This window comes from Streptomyces mobaraensis (genome assembly GCF_020099395.1).
In the GTDB taxonomy this organism is placed as follows: domain Bacteria; phylum Actinomycetota; class Actinomycetes; order Streptomycetales; family Streptomycetaceae; genus Streptomyces.
Map to the genome: position 1 here is coordinate 2,421,174 of NZ_CP083590.1, position 14,859 is coordinate 2,436,032.

Annotated in this window: 8 protein-coding genes, 1 tRNA gene and 1 pseudogene; 2 read left to right on the forward strand and 8 right to left on the reverse strand. The window is 73.0% G+C overall.

Translation table 11 applies throughout. The features are described from left to right. Positions 1-254: 254 nt before the first annotated feature. From rho to K7I03_RS10205, 7 genes are all read right to left on the reverse strand, one after another. Positions 255-2,300 carry a transcription termination factor Rho gene (gene rho / locus K7I03_RS10175; protein ID WP_185940172.1) on the reverse strand — a complete coding sequence of 682 codons (2,046 nt, stop codon included), beginning with the start codon at positions 2,298-2,300 and terminating at the stop codon, positions 255-257. Between the two features lie 413 nt (positions 2,301-2,713). Then, a complete protein-coding gene (thrB, locus tag K7I03_RS10180) occupies positions 2,714-3,628 on the reverse strand; it encodes a homoserine kinase (protein ID WP_185940173.1) in 915 nt (304 codons plus the stop codon). A 433-nt stretch (positions 3,629-4,061) separates the two neighbouring features. Beyond that, positions 4,062-5,144 (reverse strand): threonine synthase, encoded by a 1,083-nt coding sequence (gene thrC, locus K7I03_RS10185; RefSeq protein ID WP_185940174.1) that lies wholly within the window; start codon positions 5,142-5,144, stop codon positions 4,062-4,064. A gap of 16 nt (positions 5,145-5,160) precedes the next feature. Then, complete coding sequence (locus tag K7I03_RS10190) at positions 5,161-6,453, reverse strand: homoserine dehydrogenase (protein WP_185940175.1); 1,293 nt, start codon at positions 6,451-6,453, stop codon at positions 5,161-5,163. A gap of 151 nt (positions 6,454-6,604) precedes the next feature. Beyond that, positions 6,605-7,996, reverse strand: coding sequence for a diaminopimelate decarboxylase (lysA, locus tag K7I03_RS10195; protein WP_185940176.1), 1,392 nt, complete (start codon positions 7,994-7,996; stop codon positions 6,605-6,607). A gap of 102 nt (positions 7,997-8,098) precedes the next feature. Further along, positions 8,099-8,932, reverse strand: a complete 834-nt coding sequence (gene nrtL, locus K7I03_RS10200; protein WP_185940177.1) for an ArgS-related anticodon-binding protein NrtL — start codon at positions 8,930-8,932, stop codon at positions 8,099-8,101. A gap of 145 nt (positions 8,933-9,077) precedes the next feature. Beyond that, positions 9,078-9,581, reverse strand: coding sequence for a response regulator (locus tag K7I03_RS10205; protein ID WP_185940204.1), 504 nt, complete (start codon positions 9,579-9,581; stop codon positions 9,078-9,080). A gap of 141 nt (positions 9,582-9,722) precedes the next feature. Between K7I03_RS10205 and K7I03_RS10210 the strand changes: the two genes are divergently transcribed. Then, positions 9,723-9,794, forward strand: a tRNA-Arg gene (locus K7I03_RS10210). Positions 9,795-10,066: 272 nt separating this feature from the next. On the opposite strand, the pseudogene K7I03_RS34290 reads toward K7I03_RS10210, so the two are convergent. Next, positions 10,067-10,660: pseudogene (locus K7I03_RS34290) on the reverse strand (AAA family ATPase); the annotation flags it as partial. 819 nt (positions 10,661-11,479) lie between these two features. Here K7I03_RS34290 and K7I03_RS33790 point away from each other — a divergent pair. Continuing rightward, positions 11,480-14,632, forward strand: coding sequence for a D-alanyl-D-alanine carboxypeptidase (locus K7I03_RS33790; RefSeq protein WP_263457558.1), 3,153 nt, complete (start codon positions 11,480-11,482; stop codon positions 14,630-14,632). The last annotated feature ends 227 nt before the right edge of the window (positions 14,633-14,859 follow it).

A 14,859-nucleotide genomic window follows, 5' to 3' on the forward strand; every position in this document is an offset into this window, starting at 1 on the left:
ACCGGACGGAACGCCGTGACAAACCCACCCACACCCCCTGTCACCTGGGTTTTCGCCCATCGCACCGGTGCCGTTTCGCCGCACTTCGCCGGGTGTTCCTGTGGCGGAAGTCTCAGAAGGTCACGGTGAGGACTCGGCAAGATCACGAAGGAAACACCGGACGTGCGGGGTCCCGAAAACCCGGCCCGAAAACGCGGAACCTCCCCGCCACCGAGGTGACGGGGAGGTTCCGGAGACTGCCGGCGGCCGCCGGGTCAGTCGTTGCCGTTGCCCGGCGCGGGCGCCGTCTTGGCGATCTGCATCAGGAACTCGGCGTTCGACTTCGTCTGCTTCATCTTGTCGAGGAGCAGCTCGATGGCCTGCTGCGAGTCCAGCGCGTGCAGCACCCGGCGGAGCTTCCAGACGATGGAGAGCTCCTCGCCGCCGAGCAGGATCTCCTCCTTGCGGGTGCTGGACGGGTCGACGTCCACCGCGGGGAAGATGCGCTTGTCGGCGAGCTTCCGGTCGAGCTTGAGCTCCATGTTGCCGGTGCCCTTGAACTCCTCGAAGATCACCTCGTCCATCCGCGAGCCGGTCTCGACCAGCGCGGTGGCCAGGATGGTCAGCGAGCCGCCGTCCTCGATGTTCCGCGCGGCACCGAAGAACTTCTTCGGCGGGTAGAGCGCGGTCGAGTCGACACCACCGGACAGGATGCGGCCGGAGGCCGGCGCCGCCAGGTTGTAGGCGCGGCCCAGGCGGGTGATGGAGTCGAGCAGCACGACCACGTCGTGACCCAGCTCCACGAGGCGCTTGGCGCGCTCGATGGCCAGCTCGGCGACGGTGGTGTGGTCCTCGGCCGGGCGGTCGAAGGTCGAGGAGATGACCTCGCCCTTGACCGACCGCTGCATGTCGGTGACCTCTTCCGGACGCTCGTCGACCAGGACGACCATCAGGTGGCACTCGGGGTTGTTGGTGGTGATCGCGTTGGCGATCGCCTGCATGATCATGGTCTTGCCGGTCTTCGGCGGGGCCACGATCAGACCGCGCTGGCCCTTGCCGATGGGGGCGACCAGATCGATGATACGGGTCGTCAGGACGCCCGGGTCGGTCTCCAACCGCAGCCGGTCCTGCGGGTAGAGCGGGGTCAGCTTGTGGAACTCCGGGCGGCCGCGGCCGGTTTCGGGCGCCATGCCGTTCACCGAGTCGAGGCGCACGAGGGCGTTGAACTTCTCGCGCCGCTCGCCGTCCTTCGGCTGCCGCACCGCGCCGGTGACGTGGTCGCCCTTGCGCAGGCCGTTCTTGCGGACCTGGGCGAGGGAGACGTAGACGTCGTTCGGGCCCGGCAGGTAGCCGGAGGTGCGGATGAAGGCGTAGTTGTCGAGGATGTCCAGGATGCCCGCGACGGGGATCAGGACGTCGTCCTCGGACAGCTGCGGCTCGTTCGCGAACTCGTCGCGGCCACGACGGCCCCGGCGGTCGCGGTAGCGGCCGCGACGGCCGCGACGGCCGCCCGCCTCGTCGTCGAAGTCGTCCTGCGGGGCCTCGGCGCGCCCGGCGCGCTGCTGGCGGTTGCCGCCCTGCTGGCCGGCGCCGGCCTCGTCGCCACGGCGGTCACGGCGGTCGCGCTGGCCACGCTCGCCACGGTCGCCGCGCTCACCGCGGTCGCCCCGCTCGCGGCGGTCGCCCTTCTGACCGCGCTCGGCGCGGTCGCCGCGCTCCTGGCGGTCGCCCTTGGCGCCGCGGCCCTCGGCGGTGTCCACAGCGGCCTCGGGCTTCTCCGAGGTCAGCACCTCGGCACGGGCCTCGGTCCGCGCCTCGGCGGTGGGCTCCGGAGAGCCCGCGGGGGCGGTGGCACGGCGACGGCGGCGCTCACCGGCCGGCGCCTCCTCGGCGCCCGGCTGGCCCGGGATCTCGATCTGCTGCTGGGCGGCGGGTGCCTTCTCGGCGGTCTTCTCGGCGGCCTCGCCGGTACGGGCCCGGGAGGTGGCGCGGCGCTTCGGCTTCTCCGCCGGCTGCTCCGCGGCCGGCTCGGCGGCGGGCTTGGCGGAGGCGCCGGAACCGGCCTGCCTCTCCTTGATGACCTCGATCAGCTGGCCTTTGCGCATCCGCGCGGTGCCCTTGATGCCGAGGCTGGAGGCGAGCTGCTGGAGCTCGGCCAGGACCATGGCGTCGAGGCCCGTGCCCGAGCGTCGCCGCCGGGGGGCGGCGGAAGCACCGGTGGCGGGCGCGGCGGGAGCGTCCGTGGCGGGCGCGGAGGCATTGCCCGCGGCACCCTTGGTGCCCGCGGCGTTCACGCCCATCAGATCGGTGGTGTCGCTCACGAAGGGGTCCTTCCCTGGAGCGGGCGTCGGCCTGTCTGGCTCGGCGACCGGTTGTGCTGTCCGGCTGCGGTCCTGATCGCGGACCGGGCCGGGGCGGTGGTCCGCCGCGGTACGGCGGAAGAATCAGTGCGTTGATGCCGACGTGGGGAAATCAGTGAGGACAAGACGCATCGCATCACTCATGTCGCCCACGCCGATTTCCGGAGCGTGCTCGAATCTGCTCAGGCAGTCTGGGAGGCTCCCGGAAGAAAAGCGGTCCCTGATCGGGACACAGAGCACCGAGCCGACGTGGCTTCGGGTGCAGACTTGAGGTTAACACTACCGGATCCCACAAACATTCCCCCTCTCAAAGTCCGGCAACCGCGTTTTCCGCGGGGCCTTCCTCGGCGGCGTACCACCGCGTTCGCCCCTTGTCAGGCGAGCGGCAGCACACTCGTCCCCCCGGCGTCGAGCGACAGCCGGTTGGCCGCCCATCCCTCGCCCGCCAGCCGTGCGACCTTGTCCGCCGCACTGTCCTCGACCAGCGCGAGCACCGTGGGGCCCGCGCCGGAGACGACCGCGGGGACGCCGTCCGCCCGCAGTCGGTTGACCAGGGCCACGCTCTCCGGCATCGCCGGGGCGCGGTACTCCTGGTGGAGCCGGTCCTCGGTGGCCGGCAGCAGCAGGTCGGGGCGCCTGGTCAGGGCCTCGACGAGCAGCGCGGCCCGGCCGGCGTTGGCCGCCGCGTCCACATGGGGGACCTGGCGCGGCAGCAGGCCGCGCGCGGTCTCCGTCGCCACGGGACGGCCGGGCACGAAGACCACCGGAACGATGGAATCGGCGGGGTCCATCCGCACCGCGCGGGCCGCTCCCCCGTCCATCCAGGCCAGGGTGAAACCGCCGAGCAGGCAGGCCGCGACGTTGTCCGGGTGGCCCTCGATCTCGGTGGCCAGCTCCAGCATCGCCGTGGTGTCGAGCCGCTCGGCCCCGCCTATGGTCACCGCCCGGGCGGCGACGATGCCGGCGCAGATCGCGGCGGCCGAGGAGCCCAGGCCACGGCCGTGCGGGATGCGGTTGGCGCAGACGACCTCCAGGCCGCGCGGCTGGCCGCCCAGCAGGTCGAACGTGGTGCGCAGGGACCGTACGAGCAGGTGACCCTCGTCGCGCGGGAGCGAATCGGCGCCCTCGCCGGCGATGTCGATGTGCAGCCCGGATTCGGCCACCCGGACCACGACGTCGTCGTAGAGCCCCAGGGACAGACCGAGGGCGTCGAAGCCGGGACCGAGATTGGCGCTGGTGGCGGGGGTGCGCACTCGGACGGCGGCGGCGCGGAAGGCGGGACCGGCCATCGCTCGATGACTCTCCTTGATGTGGCCTTGGTAGGGCGTGCGACATCCGCAAGGGCCGCGACGGCGGTACCGCATGGAGGGCGGCTTGGGTCTGCGACGGGGCGGAGTGAGGACAGCCTATCGAAGGAAGGTTCTGTGGCGACATAGGGCGCACAGGAGGCGCGCGATGCGTGTCGCACGCCAAGCCGTGCCCCGTGTCGATTTTGGCGGGCTTTCGTCGGGGTTGTGACCTGGGAATTCGCGGGTCCGAAGGGGAGCGGGCGAAATTTTCCGCCCTTCTCCTTTCTTCAGGGTCTCCTCGTGTTCCGTCGTGTCGCGCCCCGCGCCGGGATGTGCCGGCGCCTTTGCGGAGGCCGGGCGGCCGTCCCGTCCTGGGACGGCCGCCCGGGGGCGGGCCGGTACGCGGGCGGACCCGCGCGCCGGGGAACGGCCGTTACGCGAGCCCGAGGCGCTCGGCCGCCGCGGCCGCGTCCACCGGGACGGTGACCGGCTGCGGGGCACCGGCCACCGCCCAGTCGGGGTCCTTGAGGCCGTTGCCCGTGACCGTACAGACGATGCGCTGGCCCGGATCCACCTTGCCCTGCTCGGCCGCCTTCAGCAGACCGGCGACGCTCGCCGCCGAGGCGGGCTCGACGAAGACACCCTCCTGAGCGGCCAACAGCCGGTAGGCGGCGAGGATCTGGCGGTCGGTCACCTCGTCGATGTGCCCGCCGGACTCGTCGCGCGCCCGCTCGGCGAACCGCCAGGAGGCGGGGTTGCCGATGCGGATGGCGGTGGCGATGGTGTGCGGCTCCTTCACCGGCTCGCCGCGCACGATCGGCGCCGAGCCGGACGCCTGGTAGCCCCACATGCGCGGGGTGCGGGAGGCGATGCCGTCGGCGGCGTACTCCCGGTACCCCTTCCAGTACGCGGTGATGTTGCCCGCGTTACCCACCGGCAGGACGTGGATGTCCGGGGCGTCGCCGAGCGCGTCCACGATCTCGAAGGCGGCGGTCTTCTGCCCCTCGATGCGCACCGGATTGACCGAATTGACCAGCGCCACCGGGTAGTTGTCGGCCAGGGCGCGAGCCAGGTCCAGGCAGTCGTCGAAGTTGCCGTCGACCTGGAGGATGCGGGCGCCGTGCACCAGGGCCTGGCCCATCTTGCCGAGCGCGATCTTGCCCTCGGGCACCAGGACGGCGCAGACCATCCCGGCGCGCACGGCGTAGGCCGCGGCGGACGCGGAGGTGTTGCCCGTGGAGGCGCAGATGACGGCCTTCGCGCCCTCCTCCTTCGCCCGGGTGATGGCCATCGTCATCCCGCGGTCCTTGAAGGAGCCGGTGGGGTTGGCGCCCTCCACCTTGAGGTGCACCTCGCAGCCGGTGCGCTCGGAGAGCACCTGGGCCGGCACCAGGGGCGTGCCGCCCTCGCGCAGGGTGACCACCGGCGTGTCCGCGGAGACCGGGAGGCGGTCGCGGTACTCCTCGATGATGCCGCGCCACTGACGGGTGGCGGCGTTGCCGTTGTTCGCAGACATGGTCTTCCTTGCTCCCCTACTCACCTTCGACGCGCATGATGCTGGCGACGCCGCGCACCGTGTCGAGCCTGCGCAGGGCCTCGACGGTCGCCGACAGGGCGGCGTCGGGGGCCCGGTGCGTGACGACGACGAGCGCCGCCTCGCCGTCCTTGCCCTGCTGGCGAACGGTGTCGATGGAGACCCCGTGCTCGGCGAAGACCGTGGCCACCTGGGCGAGGACGCCCGGCTTGTCGGCGACGTCGAGGCTGATGTGGTAGCGCGTGACGACGTCGTCCATAGGGCTGACGGTGAGCCGCGCGTACGCCGACTCACCCGGCCCGGTGGTCCCGGCCAGCTTGTTGCGGCAGACGGCGACCAGGTCGCCGAGGACCGCGGAGGCGGTCGGCGCGCCGCCGGCGCCCGGCCCGTAGAACATCAGCTGCCCGGCGGCCTCGGCCTCGACGAACACCGCGTTGTACGCCTCGCGGACCGAGGCCAGCGGGTGGCTCAGCGGGATCATCGCGGGGTGGACGCGGGCGGTGACCGACCGGCCGTCGGCGGCGCGCTCGCAGATGGCCAGCAGCTTGATGGTGCAGCCCATCTGTTTCGCGGAGGCGAAGTCGGCGGCCGTGACCTCCGTCATGCCCTCGCGGTGGACGTCGTCGAGGCGCACCCGGGTGTGGAAGGCGATGCCGGCCAGGATCGCGGCCTTGGCGGCGGCGTCGAAGCCCTCGACGTCGGCGGTGGGGTCCGCCTCGGCGTAGCCGAGGGCGGTGGCCTCGTCCAGGGCCTCCTGGTAGCCCGCGCCCGTGGAGTCCATCTTGTCGAGGATGAAGTTGGTGGTGCCGTTGACGATGCCGAGGACCCGGTTGACCTTGTCGCCGGCGAGGGACTCGCGCAGCGGGCGGATCAGCGGGATGGCGCCGGCGACGGCGGCCTCGTAGTAGAGGTCCGTACCGTGCTGCCCGGCGGCGGCGTGCAGGGCGGCGCCGTCCTCGGCGAGCAGCGCCTTGTTGGCCGAGACGACGCTCGCGCCGTGCTCGAAGGCGGTGGTGATCAGCGTGCGGGCGGGCTCGATGCCGCCGATGACCTCGACGACGACGTCGATGTCGCCCCGTTTGACCAGGGCGGTCGCGTCGGTGGTGATCAGCTCGGCGGGCACCCCGGCCCGGACCCGGTCGGGCCGGCGCACCGCGATGCCGGCCAGCTCGACCGGGGCGCCGATCCGGGCCGCGAGGTCGTCGGCGTGCGTCGTCATGATGCGCGTCACCTCGGAGCCGACCACTCCACAGCCCAGCAGCGCCACTTTCAGCGGACGCGTACGCATCATCCGACCTCGTTTCTCGTACATCTTGGGTGGTACACCAGTCTCACTCACCGGTCGGAGGCTTTCCCTCCCCCGTCCAGTATCCGAGATTCCGTCATCCGCCGGCCGGTTTCGGGGCGGCTTGCGGGGGCCTCGGCTCCGCTCTCCGCTTCCGTCAGCCGACGTCGAGCCGGAGCAGGTCCTCTTCCGTCTCCCGCCGGACGATCACCCGGGCCGCGCCGTCCTTCACCACCACGACCGGGGGCCGCAGCGCGTGGTTGTAGTTGCTGGCCATCGAGCGGCAGTAGGCGCCGGTCGCGGGCACGGCGAGGAGGTCGCCGGGGGCGACGTCGGCGGGCAGGAAGGCGTCGCGGACCACGATGTCACCGGACTCGCAGTGCTTGCCGACGACGCGGGAGAGCATCGGCCCGGCGGTCGACGTACGCGATACCAGGGACACCGAGTAGTCGGCGTCGTAGAGCGCGGTACGGATGTTGTCGGACATGCCGCCGTCGACGCTGACGTACGTCCGCAGCCCGGGAAGCTCCTTGACCGTCCCCACCTCGTACAGCGTGAAGGCGGTGGGACCGACGATCGCACGCCCCGGCTCGACGGACAGGCGCGGCACCGCGAGCCCGGCGGCCGCGCACTCGCGCTCGACGATGGCCCGCAGCGCGGTGGCGATCTCCTGCGGCTCGCGGGGGTCGTCGTCCGGGGTGTAGGCGATGCCGAGGCCACCGCCGAGGTCGATCTCGGGCAGCTCGACGCCGTGCTCGTCGCGGATCTCACGGAGCAGGCCGACGACGCGGTGCGCCGCCACCTCGAAGCCGGAGGTGTCGAAGATCTGCGAGCCGATGTGCGAGTGGATGCCGATCAGTTCGAGCCCGTCCAGCTTGAGCGCGCGGCGGACGGCCTCGGCCGCCTGGCCGCCGGCCAGCGGCAGCCCGAACTTCTGGTCCTCGTGGGCGGTGGCGATGAACTCGTGCGTGTGCGCCTCGACGCCGACCGTGACGCGGATCTGCACCCGCTGCCGCTTCCCGGCCCGCTGGGCGGTGTGCGCGACGCGCACGATCTCCTGGAAGGAGTCGACGACGATCCGCCCGACGCCCGCCTCGACGGCCCGGGTGATCTCCTCGGCCGACTTGTTGTTGCCGTGCAGGGCGATCCGCTCGGCGGGCATGCCCGCGTCGAGCGCGGTGGCCAGCTCGCCGGCGGAGCAGACGTCGAGGTTGAGCCCCTCCTCGGTCAGCCAGCGCACGACGGCCCGCGACAGGAACGCCTTCCCCGCGTAGAAGACGTCCGCGTCCGGCCCGAACGCCTCGCGCCAGGCGCGGCAGCGGGCCCGGAAGTCGTCCTCGTCGAGGAAGTAGGCGGGCGTGCCGAACTCCTCGGCCAGCCGCTTGACGTCCAGCCCGCCGACGGTGGCGACGCCGTCCTCGTTCCGGGAGACGGTGCGCGACCAGACGCGCGGGTGGAGGGCGTTGAGGTCGGCGGGGGGCGCCGGGTGGTGGCCCTCGGGCAGGACGTCGGCGTAGCGGGGCCCGGCGGGGTGCGCGGAGCGGCTCATGGCGCTGATCTCCTCAGATGCTCAGAGATGTGGGGGGCTCGGAGACGCGGTTCTCGGAGACGCGGGGGTCTTGGAGATGCGGGTCTCGGAGAGGTGCGGGTCTCAGAGGTGTGCGGGTGCGGTGATGCCGAGCTGGTGGAGGCCGTCGGCGAGCACCGTGCCCGTGGCCTCGGCGAGGGCCAGGCGGGCGCGGTGGACGACCGAGGGTTTCTCGTCCCCCCGGGGCAGCGTCGGACACGACGCCTGCCAGCGGAGGAAGGCGTCGGCCAGGCGCTCCAGGGCCCGCGCGAGCCGCTCGGGGTCACGGGCGCCGACGATGCGAGGGTGGTCGGCGAGGGCGGTTATCAGCGGCCCGGAGCCGGCGCCGAAGTCGTCGGTGCCTGAGTCGTCGGCGACAGCGGGCCCGAACCCGAGGTCGTGGGCGTTGCGCAGCAGGGCGCGGCAGCGGGAGTGGGCGTACCGCACCCGGAAGAGGGGGTTGGCCTCGCGCTGCACCAGCAGCAGGCCGCGGTCGAGGCCGGGCGGGCTGAGCAGGCTCCAGCGGGCGGCGTCGGACCCGAGCCGCCGGACGAGCTCGTCGGAGGGCCGCAGCGGAAGCGGCTCGGACTGCACGCGCCGCGCGAGGACGTCCCGTACGAGCCGCGCGTGCGGGGCGCCCGCGAGGGTGATGTTGAGGAACCCGGGACCGGCGATGTCGACCCGGGCGATCCCGGGCTCCCGTACCAGCCGGCGCCGCAGCAGCTCGGCGACCTCCCGGGCGGGCCGTCCGCTCTCCTTGGCCAGCCGCAGGGCGACTTCGGTGGCGTAGTCCCCACTGCCCGGGTGCGGCGGCACCCGGATCCCGACCGCGGCCGGCGCCACGGCGCGCAGCTCGTCGGCGTCGATGGCACGACGCACGGCGCGCAGCACGGTACGGGAGAGATCCGCTGGGGTCACAGGGCAAGCCTAGGGGAGGAAGAGGGGCGCTCCGCCAGCCGGTTTCCCCGATGTTCCCCGGACATGCCCCTTACATCCGTCCTCGGGGCCGGCCGTCGTCACCCTCATCACCGTGAACCGTCCGCACGCCGGGCCGCTGCCGTGGTCAGCCGGCCGGCCGCATCACGGCCCCGGCGTCCCCGGACGCCGTCTCCCCCGCCTCCCCCTCGCCCCCGTCACGCACCCCGCGCCCCAGGAGCAGCCCCCACACCATCCGCACCAGCTCCGCCGGCTCGAAGGGCTTCGCCAGAAACGCGTCCACTCCGGCGGGCGGCCCGCCCTCCCCATCGAGCTGTGTGCACGCGCTGATGATGGCGATGGGTATGTCCCGCGTCCGCACGTCGTCCCGCAGCCGCGCCGCCGTCCGCAGTCCGTCGAGCCGGGGCATCACGAAGTCGAGGGTCACGACGTCGGGGCGCACCCGGTGCACGATCTCCAGGCACTCGGCACCATCGGCCGCGGTCACGACCTCGAAGCCCTCGAGCTCGAGGTTGACCCTGATCAACTGCCGGATGACCCTGTTGTCGTCGACAACGAGGACCCGGCCGGGCAAGCCAGGCACACCCCGAGGGTAGGCGCGCCCACCGCACCGCGTCCGGGTTTTCCCCACTTCCACCCCCGAGAGCGACCCGGCCCCACCCTCCGGCCCTCCGGCACCCGTTGCCCCGTGCCGGAACCCGTTACGGATCACCCGCCCGGAGCTGGTACTGTTCTTCCTGTCGCCGCGAGCGAGACCGCGACCGGAAGACACGCCCCCGTAGCTCAGGGGATAGAGCAACGGCCTCCGGAGCCGTGTGCGCAGGTTCGAATCCTGCCGGGGGCACTTCGCAGGAAGTGCCGGAAGACCCCGCCTACCGCCGAAACCGGTGAGGCGGGGCTTCTCGTATGCGTGGACGGATCCGGCTGCCGACGGGCGCCATGGACCGGGCACGGGACTTTGACTCGCTCCCTCAGGCCGGCCGGGGCCGTGAACGTCCCCGCCATCCGTTCGCGGAAGACCCGCGCGGACAAGACGGACGAGACCTGGCGGCACTCATGGGAACCCGGCACGCCCTCCGGTACTCGGGTGCTCACCAGCTCTTGAGCTCCTCGACAACGCAAGGATGAGAGGCGTTCCGCAACGCGGGTCACCTCGTCACCGCCGTCCGCGGGACCGAGCCTGGGAAGCGTGGACAAGCCACTGCTCAGTCTGCGGATACCGAACCTCCCGGCGCCTTCCTCCTTGCCCGCGCGCCTGTCGACCACGCGCGCTTCCTCGCCGGAAATGGTGATGCGCCGTCCCCTCCCTTGAGTTCGCTTGAATGCGAAGCTCTCTTCGCGGGACAGGGTGTAGGCGGCCCGGCTGCTGTCCCGGTTCGCCGGCAGGGATCGGCGCCGGATCGTGAGACTGTACTGGTCAGGCGCGTTGAGTGTGGAGTTGCTTGTCCAGGTCGCTTTCAACTGGACGCGCATGAAGGTGGGGGGCTTGTTGCCGCCCCAGAAGGCAACCTCGTCGAACCCGCCGCGCACGTCGAGCGCCGGCTGAAGGTCCGTGCGAATGATGTCGGCAAGGAAATCGAAGACCTTCAGCACGTTCGACTTGCCCACACCGTTCGGCCCCACCAGGACGGTCAGCGGACCAAGCGGGACGGTCACGTCTCGCAGGCTTCGGAAGTTCTCGACGCGGAGTTCGAGGAGGCGGCTGGGCATGGGGCGAATCTATCCGGTAGGCGATCGCGGCAAAGACAGCTCCCGCGACAACGCAGCCACCGTGCCGCGTGGCCGACCACGCCCCGGCCGCCGGGCAAGACCGGGGCCGGGCAAGACCGGGGCCGGGCAAGACCGGGGCCGGGCAAGTCCAGGGGCCGGGATCCTGTTCACCGCGGATGCCCGGGACGGAGCCGCACCGATGCTTCCCGCGCTCTCGAACCGCGCCCTGTCGGGCGCGCGCGGCCGGAACACCTCCAGCACCAGGAACCGTCACCCGTCGGCGCGGGTCCATGTCGTCCCCCTCACGTGCCCCGCACGATGGCGGCTTCTCAGATTTTCCGCGCGCTCGTGGGTGAGGGTGCCGGGGGGCGGTGGCTTCCCCGAGCGGACACGCCAATCCGCGCATGAGTGCGGCGAGCTCGCCCATGGCTGTCCATCCGTCGGCGGCGAGGGTGCGGCACGGTTTCCGGCAACGCGCAGGCCGGTCCGCACACGAGTGACGACGACGTTGTCCAGAGCCGTCGACGGGTCGGGAGCACCTGGAGCACAGGACCCTCCGGCCGCGGCAGCGCCGGCGGTCCGGACGGACGGGACGACGTCGAACAGTGATCGGTTACGCTGGCGCCGCCGTACGGTGAACGGCCTTCAGGCCCAGGGGGAGGGCCTGTACGGAGTCCGGTTCCCGGCGTCCCTCCGCACACCGTCCTTTCCCGCGTTCGCGGTGCTCGGGCGCACCTGAGTGTGTCAGCCGTGGACCGCCGGGTCCGCCGGGCGTGACACCGGCCCGCGGCACCTGGACACGCGACGTAGGAGACATGGATGGCGGGCCGATCCCCCGACGCACCCGACGAGCAGCCGACGCGGGCGGACGTCTCCTCCGAAGAACGTGAGGCGGCCGCTTCGGGCGCCACCGCGTCGCCGGGACAGGCGACCGCCGGGACCGCCTCCGGCGGAACGGACGGCCTCGCGGGCGACGCCCCGGCCGCGGACGCTTCGGCGCGGTCCGCTGCCGGGCCGGAGGCCGGCGCTTCCCGCGAGTCCGAGGCGGGATCCCGACGGCAGGGGGCTGCGCGTGGCGCGGCGGCCGACGCCGGGGTGGGACCTCGCGCCGAGATCTCCGGCCAGGTGACAGCCGACGCCGAGGGCGGACCCCGATCCGGTGACAGGGCCGACACCGATACCGGAGCGCCCACCGCTCGTGGCGAGGACGCGGCCGGAACCGAGTCCAGCCCCGACAGCGAAGCCTCGGCCGATGCCGAAGGCGGGACCGAACGCGTCCTCGCCGCCGGAAACCCCGCCGCGCCGAACGGCACGGACGAGGCCGAGGCGAGCAGTGGAGGCACTCGCCGGTCCGAGGCCGAGAGCGGCCCCGGCCCCAAGTCCTCTGCCGGCAGTGCGTCCGAGAGCACCGCACGTACCGGGGCGGGCAGTGCGGTGGTCGCGGACGCCGAAGGCGAACCGGCTCCTCCTGCGGACGGCGAGTCTTCCGCCGCCTCCGAGGACCGGGTCAAGGCCGGCGACGCGGACAAGACCACGTCGCGGGTCGGGGACGAGCCCGGTACGGACGAGGCCGGTGAAACCGGCGAGTTCGGCGAGAAGGCCGAGCCTGGCCCCTCGGGCAAGGCGGGCGGCCCTGCCGCCGTCGCCTCCGGCGAGGCCGAGGACCGGGCCGCGGCCGAGTCCGGTGACACCGTGGCGGAGGCCGGCAGCACGTCCCGGAAGGCCGAGCCCGCGGCCCAGGGCACGCCCGCCGCCCCTGCCGCCAGTGAGGTCGAGGCCGACGGTACGAACGGGGCGGAGACCGACAGCGAGTCCGGGAAGACCGGACCAGGCGCCAAGGACAAGCCCGACACCCGAGCCGCCGAATCCACCGGCAAAGCCGGGGACCAGGCCGGCGTCGGGGCCACGTCCGACGGCACGGACGGGACAGCCACCGACAGCGAGTCCGGGAAGACCGAGCCCACCGCCAAGAGCAAGCCCGGCACCCCAGCCGCCGAATCCGCCGGCAAGGCCGACGCCGGAGCCGAATCCGGCGGCACGGACAGGGCGGAGACGCGCGGCAAGTCCGGAAGAGCCGAGCTCGCGGCCAAGAGCGAGTCCGGCACCCCTGCCACCGGCGAGGCCGGGGCCGAGCCCGGCGGCACGGGAGGGGTGGAGGCCGATGTCGCCTCCGCCTCCCGCGCCGGAGGGGCGGACGGGGGCGTGTCCGAGAGCGACGGTGAAGCCGGCGTCTCGGCCGGCCCGGAAGCTGCGGACGAGGGCGCGGATGGCGCCGAGTCGGAGCCCCCTGCCCAGGGTGCGGCGCCGGCGGAGGGCGATGCCCGGGCGGAGGCGGACGGTGCCTCCGTCGCCTCCGGGCCCCGCGCCACGGGTGGCGCGGGCAGGGCGCGCGGGGCCGCCGGGTTCGAGGGTGAGGGGAAGACAAGCCCCGGTGGCAGCGGTGGCGACACCGCCAAGCCCAAGGGCGCGGCCGCGGCGAAGCCTCCGGCCGTCTCCAAGGCCGAGGCAAAGGACGACGCCGGCGGTGGTGAAGGTGCCGGGCGGTCCGGGGCGGGAGCCCAGGGCGCGGGCGGCGGGGCCGTCAAGGTCGCCGTTCCCGCGCCCGGCCCGGCGAGGGTCGCGGAGAAGGCCGACGGTGGTGTCCGTGACGAGGGCGATGCCTCAGCCGCCGAGCCCGCCGGTGCGGGGGTGCGTGGCGCGGGCGTGCGGGGCGTGGTCCAGGCGGCCGTGCGGCGGCCGGTCGCGCTGGGTGGGGGCGTTCTCGCGCTGCTCGTCGTCGTGTTCCTGGTCGTGCAGATGGTGCGGCCGTTGCCCGAACCCGAGTTGAAGGTGCGGAAGGCCGCCGCGACGGTCACCGTTCCGGGGGGTCGGTTCACGATTCCGTGGCCGGGGAAGGGGCAGGGGGCCGTCATGGTCGCCGGGGGCGGGACCATCGGGACGTTCGGGGCGGAGAAGCCCGTTCCGACCGCCAGTGTCGCCAAGATCATGACCGCTTACGTCATCCTGCGCGAGCACCCTCTCGCCAAGGGCGAGCAGGGTCCGCGGATCACCATCGACGCCAAGACCGTGACGGACGGGACGGCCGAGGACGAGTCCCGGGTCGAGGGGCTCCAGGAGGGGCAGTCCTTCAGCGAGCTGGACATGCTGCGCATGCTGATGATCCCGTCGGGGAACAACATCGCCCGGATGCTCGCGCGTTGGGACACCCACACCAAAAACGAGACCGCGTTCGTGCGGAAGATGAACGACGCCGCCAAGGCGCTCGGCATGCGGAACACCACCTACACCGACCCCAGCGGCCTCGGCCGCGGGACCGTCAGCACCGCCGTCGACCAGCTCAAGCTGGCCGACGCCGTGATGAAGTCGGACGCGTTCCGGTCGGTCGTCTCCATGGTCGGCGCCGACATCCCGGGCGCCGGGCACATCGACAACAACAACGCCCCGCTGCTGACCGCCGGGCTCGGCGTCGAGGGCATCAAGACCGGTTCCAACACCCCGGCCGGCGGCACGCTGTCGTGGGCCGCGCGGACGAAGGTCGACGGCGTGGAGCGGCTGATCCTCGGCACGATGATGGACCAGCACGTCACCGGCCCGGACCCGAACGGCGCCAACAGCCTCGCGCTGGTGCTGGAGAACAGCAGGAAGGTCGTCGCGGCCGTCCGCAAGGGGCTGACCACCGGCACCGCCGTGCGCAAGGGGCAGGTCGTCGGGCATGTCGACGACGGGTTCGGCGGCCGGACGCCCGTCGTGGCCGCCAAGGACCTCACCGTCGTCGGCCTCCCGGGGCAGCGGGTGCGGGTCACCTTCCGCGACGGCGGCCGGGCCCTCGCCCGTACGGCCGGGCGCGGGACCGTCGTCGGCGAGCTCACCGCGAGCACCGGGGACGGGGCGGAGGCCGGGAAGGTGCCCGTCGTGTTGAAGTCGGCGCTCAAGGAGCCGTCCTTCGGTACGCGGATCACCCGGATCGGCTGATCCGGCCGGGCCGGTGCGGGTGTGGCTGTGGCCCGGGGCCGGATCGGCTGGTCCGGGCCGATGCGGGTGATCCAGAGCCGGCCCGGATCCCCCCGGCCGGTCCGGGCCGGCGCCGAGTCGGCGCCGGGTCAGCCCGGCGCCGAGCCCCCGACGCCACACGCCCCCCCGATGCCGCGCTCCCCCCGCGTCGCCTAAGCTCTGCTGCTGGTACGACTGTTCGGTTCCTG